Source organism: Pseudomonas sp. E141, from assembly GCF_052659885.1.
This window is the reverse complement of the sequence record NZ_CP084024.1, coordinates 3,401,527-3,426,731: the sequence shown is the minus strand read 5'-3', so window position 1 is coordinate 3,426,731 and position 25,205 is coordinate 3,401,527. Positions and strand designations below refer to the sequence as shown.

The following is a 25,205-nucleotide window of genomic DNA, read 5'->3' as shown; positions in this document are numbered from 1 at the left end:
GGATTACTGCGGCTGCGCCGCCGCCAACAGCTCCTTGGTGTAGGGATGCTGGGGCGAGTCGAACACTTCATGGCTGGCGCCGTGCTCCACCACTTTACCGTCCTTGATCACGATCATGTCGTGGGCCAGGGCGCGGACCACCGCCAGGTCATGGCTGATGAACAGGTAAGTCAGGCCATGCTTTTCCTGGAGCTGGCGGAGCAGGGCGACCACTTGCTTTTGCACGGTGCGGTCCAGGGCTGAGGTCGGTTCGTCCAGCAGAATCAGGGCCGGCTTGAGCACCAGCGCCCGGGCGATGGCGATGCGTTGGCGCTGGCCACCGGAGAATTCGTGGGGGTAGCGGTGGCGGCTCTGCGGGTCGAGGCCGACTTCCTGCAGCGCCTGGATCACCTGCGCTTCACACTGCTCGGAACTGGACGAGCTGTGGACCTCAAGGCCTTCACTGATGATCTGCTGCACCGACATGCGAGGGCTGAGGCTGCCGAACGGGTCCTGGAACACCACCTGCATCTGCTTGCGCCACGGTCGCAGGTCTTTCTGCGACAGGTGATCGAGGGCTTGTCCCTGGAAGCGGATGCTGCCTTCGGATTCGATCAGTCGCAGGATCGCCTGGCCGAGGGTGGATTTGCCGGAACCGGATTCACCGACGATGCCCAGGGTCTTGCCGCGTTGGATCGTCAGGCTGATGCCGTCCACGGCGCGCAGGTATTCCTTGCGCCGGAACAGCCCGCCGCCCAGGGCAAAGCTGACGCGCAGATCCTGCACCTGCAAGACGTCTTCGCGTTCGTCACGGGGCAGGGCTTCGCCTTCCGGTTCGGCGTGCAGCAACTCGCAGCTGTAGGGATGTTTCGGCGCGCTGAAGAGCGTTTCGCACGGCGCCTGTTCGACGATTTCCCCGGCCTTCATCACGCACACCCGTTGCGCGATGCTGCGCACCAGGTTCAGGTCGTGGCTGATCAGCAGCAGTGACATGCCGAGTCGTTGCTGCAGGGACTTGAGCAGCAGCAGAATCTTGCGCTGCACCGTTACGTCGAGCGCGGTGGTCGGTTCATCGGCAATCAACAATTCCGGTTCGCAGGCAAGGGCCATGGCAATCATCACCCGCTGTCGTTGGCCGCCGGAGAGTTGATGCGGGTAGGCCTTGAGGCGTTCGGTGGGTTTCTGGATGCCCACCAGGGCCAGCAACTCCAGAATGCGCTGGCGCGCGGCCTTGCCGCCCAGGCCCTTGTGCAGCATGAGGGTTTCGCCAATCTGCTTTTCGACGCTGTGCAGCGGGTTCAGCGAGGTCATGGGTTCCTGGAAGATCATCGCGATCCGGTCCCCGCGCAGTTCGCGCAGGACCCTGGCCTCGGCGCCCACCAGTTCCTGGCCGCGATAGCGAATGCTGCCGGTGGTACGGCTGCCGGTTTGCGGCAGCAGTTGCAGGATCGAATGGGCCGTTACCGACTTGCCGGAGCCTGACTCGCCCACCAGGGCCAGGCATTCGCCGGGGCGGATATCCAGGCACAGGTTGCGCACCACGGTTTGGTCGTTGAAGGCCACGCTCAAGTCGCGGATTTCGATCAGGTTGTCGCTCATCTCAGGGTTCCGCTTCATGGCCGTGGATCAGGATCGGGGGTCGAATGCATCGCGCAACGCCTCGCCAATGAACACCAGCAGAGAAAGAATCAGCGCCAGCGTGAAGAACGCCGTCAGGCCCAGCCACGGCGCTTGCAGGTTCTGTTTGCCCTGGCCGATCAACTCGCCCAGCGACGCGCTGCCCGCCGGCATGCCGAAGCCGAGGAAGTCCAGGGCGGTGAGGGTGGAAATCGCCCCGGTGAGGATGAACGGCAGATAACTCAGGGTGGCGTTCATCGCGTTGGGCAGGATATGCCGCACGATCACCTTGCGGTCGGACAGGCCCAGGGCTCTGGCGGCCTTGACGTATTCAAGGTTGCGCCCGCGCAGGAACTCGGCGCGCACCACATCCACCAGGGCCAGCCAGGAAAACAGCGCCATGATTCCCAGCAGCCACCAGAAATTCGGCTCGACGAAGCCGGACAGAATGATCAGCAGATAGAGCACCGGCAGCCCGGACCAGACTTCCAGCAGGCGTTGCCCCAGCAGGTCCACCCAGCCGCCGTAATACCCCTGCAAGGCACCGGCGCTGATGCCGATCAGCGCGCTGATGGCCGTCAGGGCCAAGGCGAACAGAATCGACACCCGTGCCCCGAAGATCACCCGGGCCAGCACGTCCCGGGCCTGGTCATCGGTGCCCAGCCAGTTTACCGACGAGGGCGGGCTTGGGGTCGGCTGGTTCAGGTCGTAGTTGGGGGTGTCGTCGCTGAACGGGATCGGCGGGAACAACAGCCAGCCGCCATCCTTATGGATCAGATCCTGCACGTAGCTGCTGCGGTAATCGGCCTGGAACGGCAGTTGCCCGCCAAACTCCTGTTCGGTGTAGCGCTTGAACACCGGGAAATACAGCGACCCCTGGTAACTCACCAGCAGCGGCTTGTCGTTGGCGATCAATTCGCCGCCCAGGGTCAGCATGAACAGGCCGATGAACAGCCACAGCGACCACCAACCCCGGCGATTCTTCTTGAAACGCTCAAAACGCCGGCGGCCCAAGGGTGACAACTTGAACATCAGGCGTTCCTCGCGGCGAAGTCGATACGCGGGTCCACCAGGGTGTAGCACAGGTCGCCGATGAGTTTGATCAGCAAGCCGAACAGCGTGAAGATGAACAGCGAACCGAACACCACCGGATAGTCCCGGGACACCGCGGCTTCATAGCTCATGCGTCCCAGGCCATCGAGGGAGAAGATCACCTCGATCAGCAAGGAACCGGCGAAAAACACGCTGATGAACGCTTGGGGAATCCCCGACACCACCAGCAGCATCGCATTGCGGAACACATGGCCATACAGCACGCGTCGTTCGCTCATGCCCTTGGCTCGCGCGGTGACCACGTACTGGCGGGTGATTTCGTTGAGGAACGAGTTCTTGGTCAGGATCGTCAAGGTGGCGAAACCGCCGATCACCAGCGAAGTGACCGGCAGGACCAGATGCCAGAAATAATCGGTGATCTTGCCCAGTGTCGACAGCGACTCGAAGTTGTCCGACACCAGCCCGCGCACCGGAAACCAGTTCAATGACGTGCCGCCGGCAAACATCACGATCAGGAACATGGCGAACAGAAATGCCGGCATGGCGTAGCCGATGATGATCGCCGTGCTGCTCCACACATCGAAGGCCGAGCCATGGCGCACCGCCTTGCGGATGCCCAGGGGAATCGACACCAGGTAGGTGATCAGCGTGGCCCAGAGCCCGAGGGAAATGGTCACCGGCATCTTCTCCAGGATCAGGTCGGTCACCGTGGCGCCGCGAAAGAAGCTCTTGCCAAAGTCCATTCGGGCGTAGCTGCTGAGCATCAGCCACAAACGCTCGTGGGCCGGTTTGTCGAAGCCGTATTGTTTTTCGATGTCCTTGATCAGCTGTGGATCGAGGCCGCGACTGGCTCGCGAACTGCCGGTCATGGCAGTGCCCGAACTGCCGACGCTGGCGCCGCCGATGCCTTGCAGTTGGGCGATGGCCTGTTCCACCGGCCCGCCGGGAGCGGCCTGCACGATGACGAAGTTCACCAACAGGATGATGACCAGCGTCGGAATGATCAGCAGCAAGCGCCGCGCGATATAGGCCCACATCAATGCCGCCCTCCAGGGGAGCCGCGTTTGAGGCGTTCGGCGGCCATCTGCTCGTTGGTCAGCGGTGTGGTGCTCATTTCCCACCAGCTCTCGATGGCTTCGTCATTGCTGGCCTGCACTTTGGGTCTGCCAAAGCGGTTCCACCAGACGGTCGAACTGCCCGGCGGGTAGTAGTTGGGGATCCAGTAGTAATTCCATTGCAGCACCCGGTCGAGGGCGTGGGCATGGCGGAGCATGTCGCGCTGGGTGGTGGCTTTGACCAGCCCGTCGATCAGGGCATCGACGGCCGGATTCTGCAAGGCCATGTAATTGTTGGCGCCCGGATCGTTGGCCGCCGCCGAGCCGAAATAGTTGTAGAGCTCCATGCCCGGCGAAGTGCTGACGGGATAGCCGGTGATGATCATGTCGTAGTCGCGACTCATCAGGCGATTGACGTATTGGGAGGCGTCGATGCGCCGGATGCTCATGTCGATGCCGATCTGTGCCAGGGTGCGCTTGTAGGGCAGCAACAGCCGGTCGAGGCCGTTCTGGCTGATCAGGAACGTGAAGCTCAGCGCTTCCCCCTCGGCATTGACCAGGCGGTCGCCGTCGGGTTTCCAGCCGGCCTGTTGCAGCAGCGCCAGGGCTTGCAGTTGTTTGTCACGGATCACGCCGCTGCCGTCGGTTTTCGGTGCGTGGAAGACCTGGCTGAAGACTTCCTCTGGGACTTTGCCGCGCAACGGCTCGAGAATCGCCAGTTCATCGGCATCGGGCAGTTGCCGGGCGGCCAGGTCGGTGTTGGAGAAAAAACTCTGCTGGCGCACATAGAGGTTGCGCATCATCTGGCGGTTGCTCCACTCGAAATCCCAGAGCATGGCCAGGGCTTGGCGGACACGCCGATCCTGGAACTGCGGTTTTTGCAGGTTGAACACGAAGCCTTGGGCCGTTTGGGGAGCCTCGGTGGCCAGGTGGGCCTTTTGCAGGCGACCGTCATGCAGGGCCGGGCTGTCATAGCCGATGGAATAACCGGTGGCGGAGAACTCGCGATTGTAGTCATAAGCGCCGCCACGCAAGACCTGCCGCGCCACATCGGTATCGCCGAAATACTCGATGCTGAAATGGTCGAAATTGTAGAGCCCGCGACTGACCGGCAGGTCCTTGCCCCACCAGCCGGGGTTGCGCTCGAAGGTGATGCTGCGTCCCGAGTCGATCCGGCCCACCCGATAGGGGCCACTGCCCAGCGGGGCTTCGTAGCCACCTCCACTGGCAAAGTCGCGGGTTTTCCACCAGTGCTCGGGAAAGACCGGCAGTGTGGCGATGTCCAGAGGCAGGGTACGGTTTTCGTTGTTCTTGAAGTCGAAGCGAACGGTGCGCTCGGATTCCACTTCGACGCCTTTGACGGCGGCGAACTGGGTGCGATACCGCAGGCTGCCCTGGGTCATCAACAGCTCGAAGGTGTAGCGTACGTCCTCGGCGGTGATGGGCTTGCCATCGGCAAACCGGGCCTTGGGATTGAGGTAGAAGCGCAAGGACAGGCCATCGTCGGCGCGTTCCATCTTCTGCGCCACCAGGCCATAGACGGTGTAGGGCTCGTCCAGCGAGCGCTGAGCGAGCGGCGAATACAGCATTCCATCGATCTGGCTGACGCCGATGCCTTTGTCGATGTAGGGCAGGACGTGGTCGAAATGGCCGATCTCGATGGCCGAGCGGCGCATGGTGCCGCCTTTGGGGGCCTGGGGATTGGTATAGGCGAAGTGGCTGAAGCCCTGGGGGTACTTGGCCGGTTCGCCATACACCGTCAGGGCATGTTGCGGTGTGGCATCCACACCGGCGGCACCTGTCAGCAGGACCACGGCAGTGAACAGCAGTGAAGGGAACGCCAGTCGCATTGTCAGCCTTAAAGCCGGGTGATAGATGACCACGATTTGTACGCGAGCTACGCCTTGATCGCTAGCCCCTTGGCCTGACACAAACACAACGGCCCACCGAAGGGCGGGCCGTTATGTCGATAAGCCGGGATCAGTCCTGGCGGCTGGTCACTTCCAGCAGGTGATAGCCGAACTGGGTCTTGACCGGACCCTGCACCACATTGATCGGGGCGCTGAATACCACGGTGTCGAATTCCTTGACCATCTGGCCTGGACCGAACGAACCCAGGTCGCCGCCCTGACGGCTGGACGGGCACGAGGAGTTGGCTTTGGCAACTTCAGCGAAATCGGCGCCGGCTTCGATCTGAGCCTTGAGTTCGTTGCACTTCTCTTCGCTGGAAACCAGGATGTGGCGGGCAGTGGCTTTGGCCATGGGTAAAATTCCTTTCAATAGCTTTAAAGGTGTTGAGCCTACCGGAATCACTGACCGGTTGTTGTCAAAAATGCGTCAAAACCTTGAGTCTGTCGATCAAAGGCCGGCTTTGCGCAGGCGTTCGGCGTGGCGCACGTAAAGCTCCACCGGGTCTGTACCCTTGCGGCTGCAACCGGCTGTCTGGTTGATGGCGTCCATGTGGTCCAGTGGATAGTCAGAGCGAATGACCTTGCCCAGGTGCGAGCTGAAGCGTCCCACCAGGCCGTCGTTCTGCCCAGCTTCGGTGATGAAATACTCGGAAAAGGCCCGGCAGAAACCCTGCAGTGGGTCCATCGCATTGCATGCTCCGTTCTCGGAGTCCGGCAACGTGCCGCTCCATGAGTAGTAGCGCACCCCGTTGACCCTTTGTGCTCCGTTGCCGCCCCAGTGTTTGGGCAGGCCTTGGGGGTATTTGTCATTGAACGCGCCTACGCCTTCGGTGGTCAGCGCCGCCAGTGCTGCGATGGCTGCGTGTGGCAGTTGAGCCTGGCCGCCCAGCAGCGAGATGAAGTCTGCAAAAAGCGTGGCGACTTTATCCGCCACATGCTCTGGCAGGCGCCCCGGGGTCAGGGCTTTGTAGAGGAAATCAATCAGTTCGGAGCCATGATTGGGGCCGCTGACCGAGGTCACCGAGGCCACCCTGTCGGGGGCAACAGCGCCGGCGTATCGGGCGGCCAGCGCGCCCTGGCTGTGACCGATCAGGTTGACCCTGGTGGCGCCGGTGCCGCTCAGGATCCGATCGATCTGTGCCAGCAGTTGTTCACCACGGGCTTCATTGGAATGTGTCGCTGACAAATAGGGGATGAACACCCGGGCACCGGCGGCGCGTAATGCCTGTTTGATCCCGTGGAAGAGTTCGAAGCCGCCGACCCTGTCAAACCCGAACAACCCATGGACCAGCAGGATGGGAAATTGAGTGGTTGCATTCCGTTGCATGTTCGTACCTTTTTCGAAGAGGTTCCTGTTGAATTCGCGACGTCACTCTAATGCAGGCTTGTGCTGGACGGTGTAGGAAGAAACCGCAGTGCTCTGCTGAAAACGGAATAGAAGAAGTGGGAAGGGTCGGACTGGAGCCGGACGGATCTGAGCGTATCGGGATACTTCCGATTGCCCTTGGCGCTTGCGGCTACAACTTCACCGGCACCAGGCCACTCCCGTGGTCGTCTTGTCTGACTGTGGGTTTGGGACGGTCGAGGTTTAATGGCTTCATCGGGTGCCGCGATATGAACGCGGTGCCTTTATCCAAGGACTGGAGCCTATGTATGACCATTTACCCATCTGCCCCGCGAGCCCGGCTCGCACCCCTGACGAAATTGCCGGCCCCGTTTCTGGCAGCGGCCACGGCAGGGGTGATCAACCCCGCTTGGCGCAAGGTCGTCATCACCGTCAAGCCATATCCAATGATGACGTGCGGAGATGAGGTGCTGCTGTTCTGGCACGGACTCAATTCAGACGCCGAACCCTATCGGCATGAAGTGCGAAGGTTCATCACTGAGCGGCATGTGGGGCGAGATGTCGTTTTTGTTGTGCGCGAGCCGCATATCACCGAGCTGGACGGCGGCTCGCTGGAGATCAGCTACCAAGTGACGAGCAAACGGCTGCCGGCCACGCTGGTCTCCCAGCCTTTGCAACTGGATATCGGCGATGTTTCCTTGCAACTGCCGGCCGCCTTTGCCAACGATGCCGTGGGCGGCAGCCTGGACCCGGCGCGGGTGCCCGAAGGAACGTGCGTGACCATCAAACCCTATTCCAGAATGGCCGTCGGCGACCGGTTGATCCTGATTGCCAGCAACGATTCCAGGGCCGTTTGGCGCGATGTGCTGGATATCGAGGCTCATGCCGTCGGCCGCGAGGTAGCGTTCTGGATCGATCATTCGCTGATTGCCCCTCATGAGGGTCAAAGCCTGAGCCTGACCTATGTCGTCCGGCGCGGACATTCGGTGCGTCGCGCCGAGCCCCTGTCGTTGCACCTGGGGCCTTTGCGACGTCCTGCTCTGAAGGCGCCGCGGATTGCGGGATTGAACGCGGGCGGGCTGGATGTCGACGGGTTACAGGAAGGGGTGAGTGTCGTCATCGAGGTTGCCGGGCTTGAGGCTGGCGAGCTGGTCTGGCTGCAGTGCAACGGCAGTTACGCGCATGTCGCCGAGCGCGAAATCACCGCGGCGACGGCAGGTCAAGCGCTGACCTTTGTAGTGCCTGCGGCGTTCTGGCAGGACCAGCGCGGCAGGTCGGTGCACTTGTTTTATCAGGTCGAGCGCCTGGACGATGTGAGCCAGCATTCGGAGTGGGTCACCGTCCAGGTTCGCTCCGAGACAAAAAGCTGAGCGCCCTCGCTGGGGAGGGCGCTTTCAGGATTCAGGCTGACACCAGTTGGCGATGGGCCTGACGCAGCAGTTGCTCGGTGGACGCCCAACCCAGGCAGCCATCGGTCACCGATACGCCGTAACGCAGCGACGGGCTCAACGACTGGCAACCTTCGAACAGGTGGCTTTCCAGCATCATGCCGATGAGGGAGTGGTTTCCTTGCAGGCGCTGTTCCAGGACATCGTTGAACACCTGAGGCTGGCGCAACGGATCTTTGCCGCTGTTGGCGTGGCTGCAATCCACCATGATCCGGGCCGGTATTTTCAGGCGGGTCAGGTCATTGTGTATCTGTGTGACGCTCTGGCGGTCATAGTTCGGCCCGCGATGGCCGCCGCGCAGCACCAGATGAGTGTCGGGGTTGCCCTGGGTCTGGATGATCGCCGGATGCCCCTGGCTGTCGACGCCGAAATGCCGATGAGGATGGGCTGCCGAGCGCATGGCATCGCAGGCGATGCCAACACCGCCGTCCGTGCCGTTCTTGAAACCGACCGGCATGCCCAGGCCGCTGGCCATTTCCCGGTGGATCTGCGATTCGGTGGTACGCGCGCCGATGGCGACCCAACTGAGCAGGTCATCGAAGTAGTTGGCGGCCATGGGTTGCAGCAGTTCGGTGGCCACCGGCAGGCCCAACTGGAGCATTTCGCGCATCAGTTCCCGGGACAGCGTCAGGCCGCCGGCCATGTCATCGCTGCCATCCAGGCCAGGGTCGTAAGCGAGGCCTTTCCAGCCTACCGTCGTGCGGGGTTTTTCCACGTAGGCGCGCATCACCAGCAGCATGCTGTCGCTGACTTCATGGGCCACGCGCGCCAGGTTGGCAGCGTATTCGAGGGCCGATTTCGGGTCGTGGATGGAGCAGGGGCCGACAATGACCAGCAGGCGGGCGTCCTCGCCGTCGAGGATCGCGCGGATTGCCTGGCGATGGGCATTGACCTGTTGGCTCAGCGCCGAGCTGAGGGGCAATTGTTGCTTGAGTTGCAATGAGCTGGGCAGACGCAGGGTCAGGGCTTCATTGGCGGGGTTTAGCGTGGACAGCGGCAAAGCAGAGACGGACGAATTCATGATCTGGTTTCCTGGGCGGGCAGCGGGTTCATTCCCGCGCGCCGGCCCTATTGGGGTGTTCGACAATTGGCCGTATTGGCCCGCAACTGAGGCTTGCCACCGGTAGGTGACCGATCGGAGGCGGCAGGCTGTCCCGAGCGGTGGCTGGTAAATCGCCAGGCGGAAAAACTGTCGTAACGGTAATAAGTGGCGTAGTTCATGGCTCAATCCTCAAGTTTGTCTGGTGTCGCAAAAATGTGTGGGGCTGAAAAAACAAAACCCCCGGTCGGGAGGCCGACCGGGGGTTAGAAAACTCTGGAAGGCGACCCGTTTAAATTGGGCGCCGGTTGGGTATCAGGCGCGCCAGTGGCTAAACCAATACCCAAAATAAAAGCTGACCGGAGTCTGAACACTGTTCGCCCAGGCAGCCGCAACCGAGCGCGGGGCGCTGGCGGTTTGAAGCGATGCGAGGGCGTTGAACATGGTCTGTCTCCGATGAATGGCCCTGAGCTTACTAGAGCAGGGCGGGCCGGTTCAATCAGAAAATTCTATCGTGGGCATGTGATTGTTCATCCTGGCTTGAGTCCGGCGGGCTTTATGACAAACTTTGGGTTTGCACCTTCTCTCGATCTGGCTTTCGGCCTGAGCGAGTTGCGGTGCCCGACGGTTATCGGGCCCAGTCGTATGGGTGACCACGCTTTGAAGAGGTACACATGAGTTTCCAGTGGCGTGCGGCAACGGCCGAGGACATCGCCTTTGCCCGGCAACTGACGTGCATCAACATGCTTCCCTATTACTTGCACCATGATTTGTTATGGCAGGACGAAGCATTCGATCTGGCCTGGATCATTCGTCAGAACTGGATCATCTGCCGCGAGGGGCAAGCGTTGGGTTTTGTCAGCCTGAGTCGTGATGCCCGGGCGTTGTATATCCGGGAGCTACAGATTGCCGAGGCGTTTCGGGGGCAGGGCGCCGGCACCTGGGCGATCGGTCAGGTTTGGGACATGGTGATGCAGGAGCGTCGCCCGGCGTTACGCTTGACGGTTTTCAAGAACAATCCGGCCAGGGTGCTCTACGAGCGCATGGGGCTGCAGGTGGTCGGCGAGGATGAATGTTTCCTGAGGATGGAGCGGGCCGCCAGGGCTTGAGGCCTCGGATTGCGTGCCTGTGAAAGACGCGCTGTAACTTTTATATGTCCCTTTGCGCTAGGTCTGCCGGATGGTTTTTGCTAAGGTGTTGGGCAACCCAAATAAGACCAAATCGTGAGGTGTCTGCTTGATTAGGGTGTTAGTGGTCGACGACCATGATCTCGTCCGTACGGGCATTACACGAATGCTGGCTGATATCGACGGTCTGCAGGTGGTTGGTCAGGCTGAATCCGGGGAAGAGTCCCTTATCAAGGCGCGTGAACTGAAACCCGACGTGGTACTGATGGACGTCAAGATGCCAGGCATCGGCGGTCTTGAAGCCACGCGTAAACTGCTGCGCAGCCACCCGGACATCAAGGTGGTCGCGGTGACCGTGTGTGAAGAAGATCCGTTCCCGACCCGGTTGTTGCAGGCGGGTGCTGCGGGTTACCTCACCAAGGGCGCCGGCTTGAACGAGATGGTCCAGGCCATTCGCCTGGTATTTGCCGGTCAGCGTTACATCAGCCCGCAAATTGCCCAGCAGCTGGCAATCAAGTCGTTCCAGCCGACCAATGAATCGCCCTTCGATGCGCTGTCGGAACGGGAAATCCAGATTGCCCTGATGATTGTCGGTTGCCAAAAGGTGCAGATCATCTCCGATAAGCTGTGCTTGTCGCCTAAAACCGTCAACACCTACCGTTACCGAATCTTCGAGAAGCTGTCGATCAGCAGCGATGTCGAGTTGACGCTGCTGGCGGTGCGCCACGGCATGGTCGATGCCAGCGCCTGATAATGACTGAACTGTTTGATCCAAGTGCTTTCCTGTCCACATGCAGCGGTCGCCCAGGCGTCTATCGCATGTTCGACAGCGATGCGCGTCTGCTTTACGTCGGTAAGGCCAAGAACCTCAAGAAGCGTCTGGCCAGCTACTTTCGTAAAACCGGCCTCGCGCCAAAGACCGCCGCCCTGGTGGGGCGCATCGCGCAAGTCGAAACCACCATCACCGCCAATGAAACCGAGGCCTTGCTGCTCGAGCAGACGCTGATCAAGGAATGGCGGCCGCCGTACAATATTCTGCTGCGTGATGATAAGTCCTACCCGTACGTGTTTCTGTCCGACGGGGCATTTCCGCGTCTGAGCATCCACCGCGGGGCCAAGAAGGCCAAAGGCCGGTATTTCGGCCCTTACCCCAGCGCCGGGGCGATCCGTGAAAGCCTGAGTCTGCTGCAGAAGACCTTCTTCGTTCGCCAATGCGAAGACAGCTATTACAAGAACCGTACCCGACCATGCCTGCAATATCAGATCAAACGCTGCAAGGCGCCTTGCGTCGGGTTCGTCGAACCCCAGGTCTACGCCGAAGACGTGCGCCACTCGGTGATGTTTCTTGAAGGTCGCAGCAATGCGTTGACCGACGAACTGTCGGCGGCGATGGAGGACGCGGCGGTCAATCTTGAGTTTGAGCGGGCTGCCGAGCTGCGTGACCAGATCGGGCTGCTGCGCCGCGTGCAGGATCAGCAGAGCATGGAAGGTGGCAGCGGCGACGTTGACGTGATCGCCGCGTTCATCAACCCGGGTGGCGCCTGCGTTCACCTGATCAGCGTGCGCGGCGGTCGGGTGCTGGGCAGCAAGAACTTCTTTCCCCAGGTGGGTATCGAGGAAGACGTGGCCGAAGTCATGGCGGCGTTTTTGGGCCAGTACTACATCAGCAGCCCGGAACGCGACCTGCCTGCCGAGTTGATCGTCAATGTGGTCCACGAAGACTTCCCAGCCCTGGTCGAGGCCATTGACAAGCTTCGTGGTCGTGAACTGACCATCAGCCATCGCGTGCGTGGCACCCGGGCGCGCTGGCAGCAACTGGCCGTGACCAACGCCGAACAGGCCCTTGGCGCACGCTTGGCCAACCGCCAGCATGTGGCGGCACGGTTCGACGCCTTGGCCGACGTCCTTAACCTGGACGAGCCGCCGCAGCGGCTGGAGTGCTACGACATCAGCCACTCCAGTGGCGAAGCGACCGTGGCATCTTGTGTGGTGTTTGGTCCGGAGGGCCCGATCAAGTCCGATTACCGGCGCTACAACATCGAAGGCGTTACCCCGGGCGATGATTATGCGGCGATGCATCAGGCGCTGATGCGCCGGTTCGGCAAGCTCAAGGACGGGGAGGGCAAGCTGCCGGACATCCTGCTGGTGGACGGCGGCAAAGGCCAGCTGTCCATGGCTCGCGACGTATTGAACGAGCTGATGGTCCCCGACCTGATCCTGTTGGGCGTGGCCAAGGGCGCCACCCGCAAGGCTGGCTTCGAGACCCTGTACCTGAACGATGCGGCCCATGAGTTCACCCTGAAAGGGGATTCGCCGGCGCTGCACCTGATCCAGCAGATCCGTGACGAAGCACACCGTTTCGCCATTACCGGACACCGTGCCCGCCGGGGCAAGACCCGCCGCACATCGACGCTGGAAGGTGTGGCAGGGGTCGGGCCGACGCGACGTCGCGATCTATTGAAACATTTTGGTGGATTGCAGGAGCTGTCTCGTGCCAGCATCGAAGAGATAGCCAAAGCTCCCGGTATCAGTAAAAAGCTCGCTGAGTCGATTTATGCAAGCCTGCATAGCGAGTAGAATGCCCGTCAACCTCGCAGCCAGTTGTGCCGATGAATATCCCAAATCTGATTACCGTACTCCGCGTCCTGCTCATCCCGATCTTCATTTTGCTGTTCTATTTGCCGTACCACTGGAGCTATGTGGCCTCCGCCTCGGTCTTTGCCTTCGCCGCCGCCACCGACTGGCTGGACGGCTACCTGGCCCGACGCCTGGAGCAGAGCACGCCTTTCGGCGCCTTCCTGGACCCTGTGGCCGACAAGCTGATGGTCGCGGTCGCCTTGGTTCTGCTGGTGCAGGAGCACGGCAACCTCTGGCTGACCCTGCCGGCGGCGGTGATCATCGGCCGCGAGATCGTCGTATCGGCACTGCGCGAATGGATGGCCGAACTGGGCGCCCGTGCCCAAGTGGCGGTATCGAACCTGGGCAAATGGAAAACCGCCGCGCAAATGCTGGCGCTGGTGATCCTGCTGGGCAACCCGGCCAACTTCAATTTCTGGGTGCTGTTGGGCTATGCACTGCTGCTGATCTCCGCAGGCCTGACATTGTGGTCGATGGTTCAGTACCTGCGCGCCGCCTGGCCGCATCTGCGCACTGACGTAGACCCGAAATAAAAGTTTTTTGAATCAAAGGGTTGACGGCGTAATCTGAATCTATAGAATGCGCCACACCAAGACGCGGGAATAGCTCAGTTGGTAGAGCACGACCTTGCCAAGGTCGGGGTCGCGAGTTCGAGTCTCGTTTCCCGCTCCAATTATTGTTCTACAGGCTTCTATTGAAATCTGTAGAGACTGAAAAAAAGAGGCTTCGGCCTCTTTTTTCGTTCCAGTAAGTTCCACTCGAAAGCACTATCAGTCACGTTTTTTTAGTACATTTTTTAGTACATTAATCCGGTGCTTGGTAGATCATTTTTTCGTGGGACTCGCCTCTCTGGAAGCCGTACAAATCTCCTCTATTCAAACGAGACGGAGATTGTACGATGGCTCTCACCAATACGGCAGTCCGGCACGCCAAACCCCGTGCCAAGGACTACACCCTCCCTGACTACAACGGCCTCGCCCTTTTCGTTAATATGAAAGGCGCCAAGTGCTGGCACTTCCGCTTTTCCTGGGCGGATAAGCAACCCCGTATTTCTCTTGGTACCTATCCTGAAATTAGCTTACGAGATGCTCGTGCTCTACGTGATATTGCAAGGGCCCTGGTCGCCAAGGGCATCGATCCGCGTGTCCATCGGCAGTTGGAGCGTAACGCCAGGCGCCAGGCCACGGAAAACGCCTAAGAAGCGGTTGTTCAGCATTGAAAGTGGTACGCAAAATTGAACATCGTGTTCTGGTCGTGGGTCTCGATAGTCCGGCCGGGCCCAGAACCTCCCGCTTCAATTGGCCGCCGAGTCGGCTGACAGCGAGGGCGCTCAGATTGAGATGTAGAGGGGGCGCCAGACCTTCGCTGTTCATGGCCAGTTAAGCCTTTGGGCTAGGTCGGTGATCAGTCGTTGGGCAGGTGCAGTTGCACTTCCATTGCGTCATGAAGGAGTCGGACGACCTCGATCACGTCGTCGTTTGCCACGCGATAGAACACGACATGCCGCGGGCTTTTGACCGTTCCATGGGGGTGTTTAGCCTGCTGGCGTGAGTAGATGAGGTGATAGCTGCGTAGACCCGGTGCAAGCTCATCGCGGTCGTGGCTGCCAATGCGATAGGGCGTGTCGGCGATAGCTTGTAATGCGGAGAGGATCAGCGCCAGGTAGCGCTGGCGTGCTTGATCGCCGAACTGCGTCTGGGAGAGCCTGAGGATGTCGACAATGTCGGCGCGCGCCGCGTTGGAAATCCGATACGGCGGCATGCTCAGTGTTTCTCGCGCGCGGGGAGGGTTGCCTCCAGGCTCAAGCCCTCGAGGTAGTGCTCCAGATCCCCTTCGTTCAACTGAGTAAAGCGCCCGTGCTCAAGATCCATGATGCCGATCGAGGTCGCCTGACGCAGGGCCTCAATTTTGGCAGTGTCTTCGGCGACGCGCTGTTCCAATAGGCGCAAACCTTCTCGCATCACTTCGCTGGCATTCTGATAACGGCCGGACTGCACCAGGTCCTGGATAACCTGTTCCTGATGAGGGGTGAGCACAACGTTTCGCGTCGCCATAATTAGCTCCAGCTCTGGGCAAACAGGTTCTTTTGACCATTGGCATATTATGCCATTTTACCTGCGAGCACATAGTTTTGGATTTGTATCTGACGAATTGTGTCGTACGGGGTCATCCTTCGCGCCGAACAGCACGTGCTGGCTCCGGACTGCATGTGCATAGAGTCCAAAAAAGGGTGTTGAAGGCGGGACGTCGGGGACAGCTTGATTAGTGTGGGCCTTGGGCCCTCAGCTTGGCCAAGCCCTGTTTGATGTGTCCGGCGTTCTCACCGTTCGAGTGAAGCGAACCTATATGCATCTTAGTAATTAGCCATTATGCACTGACAGCATCCGTGACAGCTCACATGAGATAGGCGCTGTTCTGATCAATTTTGTGCGTTTTTTAGTACGTGCTGGTATCGTGCTATCACGACAGTCTCGTCATGGAAAAGGATAAAGGGACAAGATGAGCGATTTCGAGCAGCAGCCGTTTGCAGACGCGGAGTTTGCTGAAAATCCCGAGCAACGGTGCCCTTGCATACTTCTGTTGGACACATCTGGATCTATGAATGGGGCGCCAATCCAGATGCTGAACGATGCTTTGCAGTCATTCAAAGATGACTTGTACGCTGATGCGATGGCGGCGAAACGTGTGGAGTTGGCAGTGGTGACCTTTGGTCCCGTCAACGTTCGTACCGAGTTCACGACAGTCGACGGATTTTTCCCCGAGGTGTTGGAAGCAAGTGGTGTAACGCCAATGGGGGAGGCTGTTGTGCGGGCACTGGATCTGTTGCGCGAACGCAAGGATCGTTACCGCTCCAATGGCGTCAAGTACTACCGCCCTTGGGTATTTCTTATTACCGATGGTGCTCCGACTGATGATTGGCAGGAGGCGCGTCGACGCGTCCATGAAGGGGAAGAGCGTAAAGAATTCATGTTCTACTCCGTTGGTGTTGACGGTGCGGATATGTCGTCTCTCTCGCAGTTGGGTACACGTCAGCCATTGAAGCTGAAGGGATTGGCGTTTCGCGAGCTCTTTGCTTGGCTTTCCAGCTCGCTAAGCGCTGTATCGCAGTCCAATCCAGGGGATGCCGTTCCACTTGCCAATCCGACTGGTCCAGAGGGTTGGGCCATTGCTGGATAATCCTCGCTGGCGTTGGGCGGCTGCGTCGTGTATCGGCACGTCCCATCAGCGCATTGGGACGCGAAAGCAGGATGCCTACAGCGTTACTCGGATCAACTCGCATACGTTCTGTGCGGTAGTCTCCGACGGAGCGGGCAGCGCAAGTTACGGCGGGCAAGGCGCGTCCTTGGTTTGCCGCAGCCTGATAGCTAACTTCCGATCATGGTTCGAACGTAATGACAGCTTGCCGGATAATGAGCTGATCCTGTGTTGGATTGATCTGGTGCGAGACCGTCTATCCGAGGCAGCCGCGCGGCGTGGTCTGACTCGGCGACAATTCGCTGCGACGCTGGTGATGCTGGTGGTTTTCAAAGGGCGTGTCTTGGCTTTGCAGATTGGCGACAGTGCGCTTGTCGCTCGTAAGGCTGGTGTATGGGAGGCCTTGTGCTGGCCAGAAAACGGAGAGTTTGCGTCGACGACCTATTTCGTTACGGATGACCCTGAGGTTCGGCTGCGTACCTTCAATTTGGATCTTGAGTATGACGCCTTCGCTTTATTTTCGGATGGATTGGAGTCAGTCGCTTTGGAGCAAGCAACACAGCAGCCCTTTGCTCGGTTCTTTGATCCGATGATTAATCCGGTCGACCAAGTAGCAGGGGAGGGACGCTTGGTTGAATTGTCAGGCGCACTTGCGCGATACCTGAACAGTCCTGCGTTCTGCGAGCGAACGGATGACGACAAGACTCTCATCCTCGTTTCATGTCGATGAACTCTCCACCGGTACGTATCGCCGGTAAGAATGAGCAACTCGATAAGCGCCTTGGCAAAGGAGGCGAGGGGGATGTGTACGCGCTGGTGGGACGTACCGATCGTGCAGTGAAAATCTACAAGGCTGAGCTTCGGCGCTCCCGCGAAAGTAAGGTTAGGGCGATGGTAGAAGGGCGGTTGGCGGACGCGACCACTCTTGTGGCTTTCCCATCTGAGGTGGTTACTGATTCCTCGGGCAACTTCGCTGGTTTTTCTATGCGACTGGTTGCGGGGTATAGGCCGCTCCATGAGCTGTACAGCCCGAAGTCACGCAAAATCCAATTTCCCAAAGCTGACTATCGGTTTCTAGTACGCGTGGCGCAAAACGTCGCGCGTGCCGTCGCAACGGTGCATCAAGCTGGCTGTATTATTGGGGATCTCAACCATTCCGGGGTTCTGGTAGCGCAGGACGCCACTGTCGCACTGATTGATGCCGATAGTTTTCAGTTTAGTTTGAATGGGCAGTCCTATCCCTGTGTTGTTGGCATGGAGGACTTTACGCCCCCAGAGCTCCATGGTGTCAGCTTTAGTAGCGTCAAGCGTACTCAGGCGCATGACAACTTTGGACTCGCAGTTGCCATCTTCCAATTGCTAGTCATGGGCAAGCATCCCTATTCCGGCCGTTTTAGTGGTGCGGATCTTAGCCTGGGTCAGTCGATTGCACAGCACCGCTTTGCCTTTTCAATTGTCCGACGCGACGAAACACGTACCACACCACCGCCCGGCTCGGTGCTTTTGGCGGATTTCCCGTCGTCGGTTGCCGCTGCATTTGAGTCGGCGTTCGGTCTTGCTGCTACTTCCCGTCCGGATCCGGCTGCGTGGGTGAGTTTGCTTCAAGGTCTCGAAGCTGGCTTGCGTCAATGTGTAAATGTCCCGACTCACTACTTTCCTAGTGCGGCAGGAAGTTGTCTTTGGTGTCGGCTAGCAAGTCAGTCTGGTTTCGAAATGTTCCCATTGGGGCTTGTCGTGGGGAATGTTCTTACGGCAGGGCCCTTCGATCTTGAAGCTGTATGGGCGGCTATCCGCGCGGTGCGGATTCCTCGGCCGGAAGAAGCTCTGCCTACCTGGAGCGGAAATGTAGGCCCGCCCAGTGCGGCAGTTACTCAGGCAAAGAGCAACGGTCCAGAGAAAGCTATCTACGGTGTCCTGGCACTATTGGCGGCAATCATCGGCTTTTTCAACGTGCCGCAGTTAGGACTCCTTTGGGGAGGCCTGGGCGTTTACGGTTTGGTAGCATTGCTCACTAAGGCCAAGGTAGATCCAGCGCCGTTTCGCAGGGCTTACGTGGATGCTGATAGTCGGGTGCGTTTGCTATCGATGGCACATTTGCAGCGCATTGGCCTGAAGGAGATTTTTGTTCTACGTGCCGACTTGGAAGACTGTGTGACCCGATATCGGCAGGTTGAGGGGGATCTCGCGCAGGTACTGATAAAACTGAAGTCGACACGAGAGGCGCGTCAGCGAATAGACTTCTTGGATCGGTTCCTGATAGGACGGGCAACAATACCGGGTATCGGGCCTGCGAAGACTGCTACGTTGACCTCCTTTGGTATTGAAACTGCTGCTGACATAACGGCATCCGCGGTTCGTGCGGTGCCGGGGTTTGGTGAGGCATTGACTGGAAAAATGCTTGCATGGCGCCAAAGTCACGAGGCTAAGTTCCGTTACAACCCCTCGCCAGATCCATCTGATATCCAAGCCGAGAACGCAGCGCGCTCTGCATCAGCGGCTAGACAGATTGATTTGCAGAAAAAACTTCGTTCGGGCCTGGCTGCTTTACAAACTGCGGCGCCACGATGCCTATCCGCTAATTCTGCGCCCGATCAATCTCTCTTGCAGGCACTTGCCGAGCGTGCAAAGGCCCAAGAGGATTGCGCGGTCTTGGGAATCAATGTGCCCACACCTGCAGTCGTCACCATCGAGGTTCCCAAAAGAGCTCCAGTTCAACCTGCTCGAAGCCCGGCGCCGCTGACCCCAACACACTCATCTGCAACTGGCCCTGCGCGTTCGCCAGCATCGAATGCCTGCCCCATATGTGGTGCATCTATGGTTCGTCGGACGGCTCGCAAGGGAAAGCGTGCTGGAAGCCAATTCTGGGGGTGTTCCAAATATCCCTCATGTAAAGGAACAAGAGGCTGAAGTGTAGTGGTCTTGTTCTGGGCCATGGGCAGCTCAGTTAGGAGGTGGGAGTTGGGGGGCTCAGGATTTATTCGCTTTCGCTTTTTGCCGTTCGGCAAACTTCGCGGCTTCACCAGATTCCATGAACTCGAACAAGAAATTCTTGGCGGCGAGTACGGTTGTGAAGGTCTTTCGGCCCTGAACATCATTAATGATCAGCTTGCATCCCTGTTGTTCTAAGACAACCGCCACGATGAGTCCACAATGTCTTATCTTGAGAAGGTCGTTCCCGGCTGTCCATTTGGCGGAGGATATGAATCGTCTATACCGCCCTAAACGTCGTCGGCCTTCTGCCGCCTCTCTCGTCCCTGTGAGATTGTCACAGCAATGAGTACCGACCCCCATTTGCTCCCAGTGCTCGTGCTGCACGTAGTGAACATAACGAATCGAGTTGTCACACAGTTCACAGTTGCCGCTCAGGTCGCCTAGATCTTCTTCGCCTACATACTCCCACCCAGCATCCGGTCGTATCTCACCATGCTCTCGAGCATGGCACCCTTGATAAGGTCTCGCATTCGGAGGTTTCGTATTCCCAAGGCTTACGTCCACTGATGTAGCGTTTGTGGTGAACCTGCAGGACGACGCCATCGTCCCTTGATCGCCCGCATTCGACGCACTGGCTACCGTCCAATTCGATAACTTTTCTCCTGAACGCCGCCCATAATTTGTGCGCATAAAGATTTGCCATTACTAGCCTCCAGTCCTTGGCATGGCGCTGTTAGCGATCGAGGAAACGTCAGCTATTAGGGGGACCTGAGCTCTGCCTCGGCTTGCAGTGTGTTCATGTTTGCGGATGACCTCTTGAAGCACCAGTTGCTTCTCCTGGGCCCGGCGCCGTAACGAAGTGATCTCTTTCTCGACCTTCAAGGCCAATGACTCTCTGACTTCGACATTATTCAAATCAATCACCGCTAGGCGCTGGCGAATGTCGGCATTGAAAGATCCTGCTTAGTGTCCGGACTCACTTTGCGCGAATTGCAGTGGCGTGAGCCCACCCAGCTCGGTTTTTGGGTGGTTCAGACAAGCGTCCGCTTTTTGTTTGTTGTCAAAGATTTTCTTCGTTCGACGCTGAAGAAGCCCGACATCAATCATGAATATAAAAAGTCGGGTCAATGCAGGCATAAGCCGCCTGGGCGGCTTATGTTTTGAACTGTCGAACTCTCTTCAACTACTCCAGTGTCTCCTCGCGGCGTCTTCTGCTGATTTCACTGCGAATTTTGATTTCTTCCTGGAACTGACGTTCCTGTTTGCGTTTCTCTTCGTCTTTGTCTTCCAGGGCGTTATGTAATGGCGGGCAATAGATCCATCGTTTTTCGTAGGTGTCATCGTGCAACGAATGGAATGCTATGACGGCGAAAACAGATAGGCTTAGCCAAATGTGTGTAGTCGTTGAAAAGTATGTAATGCTCATCTGGGCCAAGGTCTGCGCTTGAGGTGAGCTAGGTAGGCAGCAATTCAGTACGAGAAAGCACAGTGTACAAAATGCAAAAAAATCGACTCTTCGTTGGTTAATTTGCTCTTGCTTTCGAGTCGTGTCATAGGTGTTATAGAGCTGAATGAGGAAGTCGCTTTGTGTTTTGTGTGCTTCCTCTCGCAGTTCCCATGGACGAACACGATCACGTTCGCGTCTTTTTGGCCCTGTATAGTGTATAGGCTCATTGTCCGGTTCGATTTTCTGCTTCAACCACAGACAGAAACTATAGACCGTAGCAATATAGAGTTGGATCGATGCTATGTATAAAAAAGGCAGAATCATTGAAGCCAAACCTGAGAAAGCCAGGAAGGTCAGAATCAAGGTGATGCCAACGGTTGAAGTGCTCAGGTTCGAAGTGCCTAGTTCAAAGAGTCCGACGTGGTGAAAACGTACTAGCGAAGCATCGAAGAGCAAAACGAAACTGAATATGAGCAAAAAGAACTGAGGCTTGACCGCTTTTTCAACCAGGGAAAATAATTCTTCTTTCGAAAGCTCTACTGATCCAGACATGGGATGACCTATTCGTTTGTTTAAGATTCGATGCTTTTTAATTATTTTAACGAGATTATTAGTTGATTTTTCCTTTCCTGGTTCTCGAATTATTTGGCGAGCAAATTTGATACCGGCAGATCATTTCTCCTAGGTTGAATGCTGTTTCCGCAAGCAGAGGGGCAACCTGCCATGCCCCTTTGGCTAGTGCCTTATAGGTGCTGCATCGTGGGTGTTAAGGACGCCGCGCTGGCTGATCACTCAACATGGAAAGTGATCTCATACTCGCCCACGATGATCATGATGGCGGGTAGCCCCTCACTGGACATCAAGCCCGCCAGCGACGTGATTAGCGTTCGATCATCGACACTGGGGGTCGCAGGGTAACCATCAGGATGTGAATGCCATTCGCCCACGTAGTCGACGACTCGAGCCGTGCGTTCGTGTACGTCTGCTAATGCGGCTTCCTGACCGACCTTGCCTCGGATGAAGTGGTGGGGAGTTGCTTGGCTGTCAGCGGGGGGGAGTAACGTGTCGACCAACAGGATGGTTTTAGACTTCAGGTCTGTCACCCCAAGTAATACGCCACCCGTTTCGTTGGGAAGGGCTGCGCCACGAATCTGCTTGAGCTTGGTGATCAACGCATCGTCATAGGTAACCGTCCAACCATTCTGAGCGTGTGAGCTCACCGGATGGGGGGTGATTTCCATCGGGGTTACAGCTTCCGTCTCTTCGTCCACTGTCCACACGCAGATTCGTGCGCCATCGCCCAGAACACTTTTGCGCAGTTGCTTCGAAAGGATTGCTGCATGCAAGTGAATGCGCTCAAGCGGAATCCGAAACGAAATGTCACGGCAGCCACCACCTATCCATAAATCCCCCAAGTGACCTTGAAGGTGCGGTTTTCCCCAGGGGCTGTTGAGGATCGCTCGGTAATATTGTGCCTCCAATGCGGGGGAGCGCAGGGTACGACTCGCGTCCTCCAACAGCATCACGCTGGCAAGGCCTGAAGGGGTGAGGAACACGCTGGCGGTGCGGGGGGCATTTTCACGCTCAGCCAAATCGCGAGGCGCGTCGAAAGTCGTCGTCGCATCGATCACTAAACTCGCTGAACCCAACGCGCTGATCACCTCTTCACTTTGGCTTGTCAGGCTACCCGCAATCGCTTTAGGTGCAGGTTCGTCGGGAAACACCATTTGGGCATGGTGCCGGACTACATCGACTTTCGCGTAGCCCACTTCACTGTCCAATCCGACATGTCGTGCCAGGTTGTGGGGAAGCAACTGATCCGGATCGATGTACGTCCAGCGGCCCCAGCCTTCACGCAGCCAGATGTCTGCAAGTGTTCCGCCCAAAGAGCCTACGCCGGCGAGCACCCCATCGAAGTCAGCATCGTCAGGGTTGATCGCGGACATTTGGCGTCCGCCTTCGGCTCCGATCCCCCAGCGGATTTGCACTGAAAGGATTTCCAGATCTCGCCATGCGCTATCTTCATCGCTCTGTGCGGCATCGCCAATCAAAGTCGTGCGATGCCAGCGACGCTTTTCACTGTCGAAGTGCAACATACCGAATGCGTTACCGAGTGCTTGCAGCGAACTCTGGAGCGCATAGCCCAGCACGTCGTACCGTTCAATGCCATCCTTACCCGTGCGCGGCACCCAGACCAGGATAAGTATCGCCTTGATATCGCCAGCCTGTTCAGGGACTAATCCCTGATCGGTCACCGCATCAAACACGCTGCTCAACAATGGCTCCTTTAGCCCACTTCCACGGGAGACCAAGCGGTCATGGAGTTGACCAAGTGTCTGGGGGGCGGCTTCCACCTGTGATGAACCGACACCGTCGACAGACAGCTTCAGTGACTGCAGGCCCACACCTCGAGGATTGTTTGAGTCATCGAACCTTCCCCGCAAGGTAACCTGACGTCCCGGTGCTCCCGTGATTTCCTCGATAATCAGGTTTTTGCCGCTGTCCTCAGACTGCTTCAAATAATTTGAAGGCAGGATCAACTGGTAGCGACTGCTGTAAAACAGTTGCTCCAGTGGTTGATCGTCCCGATGCAGCCGTAGCTGAGACGTCTCGCGTAACCACCAGAACATCCGTTCCAAAAAGCGTTCTGGCGTCCAGCTGCGTTCAACAGCGCTCCACACGATATTGTAGAGGCAGAGGGCGCGTGGTGTGTTCAGGTGTGTGCCGTGTTGATGGGAGTGTCCCGGGAAATCCTTGCGCAGAGTACGCACGACCACCGGGACATCGGTCTGCGGATTCACTGTAATCGCCAGGGTTTCTCGCCTGCGGATGCGACCCGGGTTGCCTGACTCAATGGTGCCATCACCCGCCTCAATGACGATGGCCTGCTCCGGCCCCAAACCTTCATCGACGGTTCGGATGTCCAGCACCTCGATGCACGGATGATCCTGACAGGCCTGAATCAGGCCAAGCGTCATTGGATGTAGCGAATCCTTTTGTCCTTCACCAATCGGTGTTCCCCATTCGTAGATCTCATTCATGTGCGGCCCGCCCTTGGCGCAGCGGAAGCCACGGCACTAGCTCCTACCCCTGCAGCGACACCGGCGACAATTTTGGACACTCCAGTGGAGGTGATTTCGAACTCGATCGTTTCCGGGCGCTTACCGTCCCCCGTGCAATGGAAGATGCCATCCACTGGCCTCAAGATAGACAGGTATTCGCGCTTGGCCCGGATGCACGGCGGGTTGTCATCGTTGTCCAGTATCTTCTTGCTGCTCGCAACAATAGTTGCACCTTCTCGAGCCTGCCCGAGTGCGTTACGGGCTTCCAGGCAGAGCTCGGCGTCATTGCCGTAGGTTGACCAGCTGTCGACAGAAAGGGAGTGCCATGAGCAGTGGTGGGGCGCTTGAAGCAAATCGTATTCAAGCACTTCTGGAGTGTCTTCGTACTTTTCCCACAGACGTTTCCAGATGGCCACTTCTGCGTCCCCTCCGGTCAAGAACCTGACGCGCTTGGACGAATAGATTGAAGCCTGCAGTTCAATGTTCAAAATGACGCTGGAGTGGTTTTTGGACAGCATTTCTTCAGTGTCATCGTCCTGCAGAGGAGCGGGCGCAAGCAGGTGAGCCGAGAACAGGAACGAGGGCTCGCCATTGATCTGGGTAAATTTCTCACCAGTCTTGATCACGATGGGCAGCAAATCGTCGGTTTTGCCTTTCTCATCCTCACCCATGATTTTGATGCGGTCGCCTTCCACTGCAGACCGCAATGTGCGCCAAAGCCCAATCCTGCGATGGACTTCCTTATTGAAGGCGACGGCATCCAGGCAGAGCGTGTGGTGTTTCGAGCGGCGTCTAAACACCATCGGAGATGACCACATTTCGCGAATGACAATGCGCTTTTCATGCCACTGTAGATTGTCATCGGGGTAGTCATCGAGTGATCCCAACCAAAAGTGTTTCGCCAAGCCACTGATATGATCCTTGTCCGGGTGGCTCAGCAACAACGCGTCAACGTAAGGCCGTTTTTTTTGATCAAACCGAAGGCGCTTTCGCAGCTCCGTTGCAACGTCTGGAGTCGAGTCCGCTGGGTCATCGGCCGCGACACGAATGTTCATGTCGATCAGCAGCGTGGTGGCTGCCGTGTCGGCTAGCTGCACCAGCGTCATGTCGCCGTTGTCCACCGGGAAAAACGTAATTTTCGCTGACATTCAGTTCCCCAAAGCGTTGCTAGAAATTTGATCGCACGACAGAAGATACGCATAGAAATTATGCTCGTCTAGTTTTTATACGAATATTTTTTATACTCGATTTAGGGTCGGCGACCTAAGGGCTTGGGTTACGACCCATTGACTGGATGAAAGGAGACCCGGCCTCAAGGGAATAGCGAGATAGTCGCCCTGAGGGAGTGCGGGGCGAGACC

22 protein-coding genes and 1 tRNA gene are annotated in these 25,205 nt (G+C 57.9%); 10 read left to right on the top strand and 13 right to left on the bottom strand.

Annotated elements, in window-relative coordinates; genetic code table 11:
- Positions 1–3 precede the first annotated feature (3 nt).
- From GKKCFE_RS15220 to GKKCFE_RS15195, 6 genes are all read right to left on the bottom strand, one after another.
- Positions 4–1,578: an ABC transporter ATP-binding protein gene (locus tag GKKCFE_RS15220; protein ID WP_288915348.1), complete on the bottom strand. Its 1,575-nt coding sequence runs from the start codon at positions 1,576–1,578 to the stop codon at positions 4–6.
- A 27-nt stretch (positions 1,579–1,605) separates the two neighbouring features.
- Entirely contained in the window at positions 1,606–2,628 is a 1,023-nt protein-coding gene (locus GKKCFE_RS15215; RefSeq protein ID WP_047227850.1) for an ABC transporter permease, read from the bottom strand.
- Positions 2,628–3,686, bottom strand: coding sequence for a microcin C ABC transporter permease YejB (locus tag GKKCFE_RS15210; protein WP_188251063.1), 1,059 nt, complete (start codon positions 3,684–3,686; stop codon positions 2,628–2,630). Before GKKCFE_RS15210 ends, GKKCFE_RS15215 begins: the two co-directional genes overlap by 1 nt.
- Positions 3,686–5,554, bottom strand: a complete 1,869-nt coding sequence (locus GKKCFE_RS15205) for an extracellular solute-binding protein (RefSeq protein WP_445576774.1) — start codon at positions 5,552–5,554, stop codon at positions 3,686–3,688. Before GKKCFE_RS15205 ends, GKKCFE_RS15210 begins: the two co-directional genes overlap by 1 nt.
- Positions 5,555–5,684: 130 nt before the next feature.
- On the bottom strand, positions 5,685–5,966 hold the full coding sequence (locus GKKCFE_RS15200) for a peptidylprolyl isomerase (protein ID WP_007898306.1): 282 nt from the start codon (positions 5,964–5,966) through the stop codon (positions 5,685–5,687).
- 96 nt (positions 5,967–6,062) lie between these two features.
- A complete protein-coding gene (locus GKKCFE_RS15195) occupies positions 6,063–6,941 on the bottom strand; it encodes an esterase/lipase family protein (RefSeq protein WP_047227853.1) in 879 nt (292 codons plus the stop codon).
- Between the two features lie 287 nt (positions 6,942–7,228).
- Here GKKCFE_RS15195 and GKKCFE_RS15190 point away from each other — a divergent pair, with 287 nt between their 5' ends.
- Positions 7,229–8,329: a hypothetical protein gene (locus GKKCFE_RS15190; protein WP_445576773.1), complete on the top strand. Its 1,101-nt coding sequence runs from the start codon at positions 7,229–7,231 to the stop codon at positions 8,327–8,329.
- Positions 8,330–8,360: 31 nt separating this feature from the next.
- Here GKKCFE_RS15190 and GKKCFE_RS15185 read toward each other — a convergent pair whose 3' ends face one another.
- Positions 8,361–9,428 carry a 3-deoxy-7-phosphoheptulonate synthase gene (locus GKKCFE_RS15185; protein WP_445576772.1) on the bottom strand — a complete coding sequence of 356 codons (1,068 nt, stop codon included), beginning with the start codon at positions 9,426–9,428 and terminating at the stop codon, positions 8,361–8,363.
- A gap of 692 nt (positions 9,429–10,120) precedes the next feature.
- On the opposite strand from GKKCFE_RS15185, the gene GKKCFE_RS15180 reads away from it, so the two are divergent.
- The 6 genes from GKKCFE_RS15180 (at position 10,121) to GKKCFE_RS15155 (ending at position 14,408) form a co-directional block, all read left to right on the top strand.
- The gene (locus GKKCFE_RS15180) at positions 10,121–10,555 is read left to right on the top strand and encodes a GNAT family N-acetyltransferase (protein WP_047227856.1); all 435 of its coding nucleotides are present in this window, start codon (positions 10,121–10,123) and stop codon (positions 10,553–10,555) included.
- A 127-nt stretch (positions 10,556–10,682) separates the two neighbouring features.
- On the top strand, positions 10,683–11,324 hold the full coding sequence (gacA, locus tag GKKCFE_RS15175) for a response regulator transcription factor GacA (protein ID WP_024781217.1): 642 nt from the start codon (positions 10,683–10,685) through the stop codon (positions 11,322–11,324).
- Positions 11,325–11,326: 2 nt separating this feature from the next.
- Positions 11,327–13,150, top strand: coding sequence for an excinuclease ABC subunit UvrC (gene uvrC / locus GKKCFE_RS15170; protein WP_047227858.1), 1,824 nt, complete (start codon positions 11,327–11,329; stop codon positions 13,148–13,150).
- 32 nt (positions 13,151–13,182) lie between these two features.
- Complete coding sequence (pgsA, locus tag GKKCFE_RS15165; RefSeq protein ID WP_047227859.1) at positions 13,183–13,743, top strand: CDP-diacylglycerol--glycerol-3-phosphate 3-phosphatidyltransferase; 561 nt, start codon at positions 13,183–13,185, stop codon at positions 13,741–13,743.
- Between the two features lie 63 nt (positions 13,744–13,806).
- A tRNA-Gly gene (locus GKKCFE_RS15160) sits at positions 13,807–13,882 on the top strand.
- Positions 13,883–14,108: 226 nt separating this feature from the next.
- Positions 14,109–14,408, top strand: a complete 300-nt coding sequence (locus tag GKKCFE_RS15155) for an Arm DNA-binding domain-containing protein (RefSeq protein WP_445576771.1) — start codon at positions 14,109–14,111, stop codon at positions 14,406–14,408.
- Positions 14,409–14,614: 206 nt separating this feature from the next.
- On the opposite strand, the gene GKKCFE_RS15150 is transcribed toward GKKCFE_RS15155, so the two are convergent.
- Together GKKCFE_RS15150 and GKKCFE_RS15145 are read right to left on the bottom strand one after the other, a co-directional pair.
- The gene (locus GKKCFE_RS15150) at positions 14,615–14,971 is read right to left on the bottom strand and encodes a type II toxin-antitoxin system RelE/ParE family toxin (protein WP_024698770.1); all 357 of its coding nucleotides are present in this window, start codon (positions 14,969–14,971) and stop codon (positions 14,615–14,617) included.
- A 2-nt stretch (positions 14,972–14,973) separates the two neighbouring features.
- Positions 14,974–15,264 (bottom strand): type II toxin-antitoxin system ParD family antitoxin, encoded by a 291-nt coding sequence (locus tag GKKCFE_RS15145; RefSeq protein ID WP_024698769.1) that lies wholly within the window; start codon positions 15,262–15,264, stop codon positions 14,974–14,976.
- 445 nt (positions 15,265–15,709) lie between these two features.
- Between GKKCFE_RS15145 and GKKCFE_RS15140 the strand changes: the two genes are divergently transcribed.
- The 3 genes from GKKCFE_RS15140 to GKKCFE_RS15130 are packed head-to-tail and all read left to right on the top strand — an operon-like array spanning position 15,710 to position 19,312.
- A complete protein-coding gene (locus GKKCFE_RS15140) occupies positions 15,710–16,387 on the top strand; it encodes a vWA domain-containing protein (RefSeq protein ID WP_024698768.1) in 678 nt (225 codons plus the stop codon).
- Positions 16,332–17,135, top strand: coding sequence for a PP2C family serine/threonine-protein phosphatase (locus GKKCFE_RS15135; protein ID WP_256349405.1), 804 nt, complete (start codon positions 16,332–16,334; stop codon positions 17,133–17,135). Before GKKCFE_RS15140 ends, GKKCFE_RS15135 begins: the two co-directional genes overlap by 56 nt.
- Complete coding sequence (locus GKKCFE_RS15130; RefSeq protein ID WP_177091788.1) at positions 17,132–19,312, top strand: protein kinase domain-containing protein; 2,181 nt, start codon at positions 17,132–17,134, stop codon at positions 19,310–19,312. Before GKKCFE_RS15135 ends, GKKCFE_RS15130 begins: the two co-directional genes overlap by 4 nt.
- Before the next feature lie 60 nt (positions 19,313–19,372).
- Here GKKCFE_RS15130 and GKKCFE_RS15125 read toward each other — a convergent pair whose 3' ends face one another.
- From GKKCFE_RS15125 to GKKCFE_RS15110, 4 genes are all read right to left on the bottom strand, one after another.
- Complete coding sequence (locus GKKCFE_RS15125) at positions 19,373–19,543, bottom strand: hypothetical protein (protein ID WP_445576770.1); 171 nt, start codon at positions 19,541–19,543, stop codon at positions 19,373–19,375.
- 976 nt (positions 19,544–20,519) lie between these two features.
- Complete coding sequence (locus GKKCFE_RS15120; RefSeq protein WP_445576769.1) at positions 20,520–21,335, bottom strand: hypothetical protein; 816 nt, start codon at positions 21,333–21,335, stop codon at positions 20,520–20,522.
- A 236-nt stretch (positions 21,336–21,571) separates the two neighbouring features.
- A complete protein-coding gene (locus tag GKKCFE_RS15115) occupies positions 21,572–23,824 on the bottom strand; it encodes a Mov34/MPN/PAD-1 family protein (RefSeq protein WP_445576768.1) in 2,253 nt (750 codons plus the stop codon).
- Positions 23,821–24,993 carry a metallohydrolase gene (locus tag GKKCFE_RS15110; protein ID WP_223523711.1) on the bottom strand — a complete coding sequence of 391 codons (1,173 nt, stop codon included), beginning with the start codon at positions 24,991–24,993 and terminating at the stop codon, positions 23,821–23,823. The genes GKKCFE_RS15115 and GKKCFE_RS15110 overlap by 4 nt, the downstream gene beginning before the upstream one ends.
- Positions 24,994–25,205: the final 212 nt, after the last annotated feature.